This window comes from Mycolicibacterium brisbanense (genome assembly GCF_001570425.1).
GTDB classification, from domain to species: Bacteria; Actinomycetota; Actinomycetes; order Mycobacteriales; family Mycobacteriaceae; genus Mycobacterium; species Mycobacterium brisbanense.
Map to the genome: position 1 here is coordinate 1 of NZ_BCSX01000013.1, position 1,754 is coordinate 1,754.

Sequence of the window (1,754 nt, forward strand, 5' to 3'; positions counted from 1 at the left end):
GGAATGCCGCTTACGACCAGCCATGCGTGTCATCGTCCCTTCTCGGCCCGACCTCGGGCCACAGGACTCTAAAACAGGCTGGTCTCAATCACGGGGAACACGCCACTATGACCGGGCCGCACGGTTTACGTGGCGATTCTTGCGGGACGCCGATGCCCGACAGGTTCGAGCTGTACTTGATGAAGCCTTGCGCGGAGACAACACCACCGTCACGCGGCGAATCCTCAACCGGCTGTTCAATCCCGCGCCTGAGCTCAACGACTATGGCAACACCTGCTATGGCCTCTGGAACGGCACCGATGGCATGGTGCCACCTCCGGTGTTGGGCAAGCGTTTCGACGCCAACCACACGCACTATCTGACAAGTGGCAACACCACTATCGACTCGAATGACCTTGAAGTCACCGTCAAGCACATTCGCGAACACGGCTACGGCCTCACCGATGGAGCCGAAGAGCTGGTGTGCTTCGTCAATCCAACTGAGTCCGAGGTCATCCAGAGCTTCCGCGCCAACGTGGAGAACGAAAACACGCAAATCGCTAAGTGGGACTTCATTCGAGCCGTGAACCAACCGGCCTTCGTTCTGCCCAATGGTGGCCAGCTGGTCGGCAGCCAGCCCGCAGGCACCGTGTTCAACCTTCCGACAGTAGGCAAATACGGCCCGCTGTGGATCGTTGAATCAAACTTCGTGCCCGAGAAGTACTTTGCCGTGGTGGCTACCGCTGGACCCGGTGCAACGTCCAACGTGATCGGTGTTCGCCAGCACCCCAACCGGCTGTACCAGGGTCTGCGCCAGCTGCCCGGCAACGTCAACGGGTACCCGCTACAGGACAGCTTCTACAGCCGCAGCTTTGGTGTCGGAACTCGCCACCGTGGGGCAGCTGTGTGCACCCAGCTGACCGCGAGCACCGGCTATACCGCACCGTCCATCATTGGCGTGTAGTCGTGAGCGGTACAGGGGCAGGCGGATTCGGCGTATCCGACCACGACATGCGAAGGTACAACGCCGACCTAGACCAGATGGATACGGAAGCTAGCGAATTCAGCTGGGGCAACGGTCTGGTACCCAACGGCATGGATCATCTGCCACCGTTCGAAGGCGGACGCTACAAGGGCTGTCAAGCATCGCTAGATGACCCTCCCGCCGCGAACGTGACGATGAGCTCAGACCCTCGCATCTAACTGTTCCACCAAACCGGCTGTACGGTGGCCCCTTCTGCCAGTGCCTACCGCGCGCCACACTTGACCCCGTTTAGGTACCCCACCCTCCCTAGACGGGGTCAAGTGCTACCAAGGTCAGCAGCCAGGGCGGGGAGGGTGAAGTTGTCAAGGTGCGAACCTACGGCGACGGGCCAGTGGTGCCAGTCGCGGAATCGAACCGCGATTCGAGCAGCACAGAGACAGCGGAGCTGTCGATAGCTCCGCTGTCTCCCTCGAAAACCGTTCCGGCAGAATTGGTTACTCGTCGCCCCAGCTTTCCCCGGCCTGTTCGACTTCGTCGATTTTCAGGACTGTCTGGATGTACGCCAACCACGGGTTTAACCGCCGTAGATCAGCGTGGGTGTACCGCACAACAAAGTCATACGACTGAGGGTCTACCGGCTCACCGTCGTAGTTGGTGATGGACACCTTCCACTCGTACGCATCGGTGGCGTGTTCCCCGTGATTGAGACCAGCCTGTTTTAGAGTCCTGTGGCCCGAGGTCGGGCCGAGAAGGGACGATGACACGCATGGCTGGTCGTAAGCGGCATTCC

Annotated in this window: 2 protein-coding genes; one reads left to right on the forward strand and one right to left on the reverse strand. The window is 60.2% G+C overall.

Going from position 1 to position 1,754, the window contains the following annotated elements; all coding sequences use genetic code 11:
* Positions 1–943: hypothetical protein (locus RMCB_RS05225; RefSeq protein ID WP_206779455.1), on the forward strand; the 943-nt coding region annotated here is incomplete at its 5' end.
* 515 nt (positions 944–1,458) lie between these two features.
* Here the strand turns inward: RMCB_RS05225 and RMCB_RS36340 are convergent.
* Positions 1,459–1,754 (reverse strand): hypothetical protein (locus tag RMCB_RS36340; protein ID WP_206779456.1); only part of this gene is annotated, 296 nt, incomplete at its 5' end.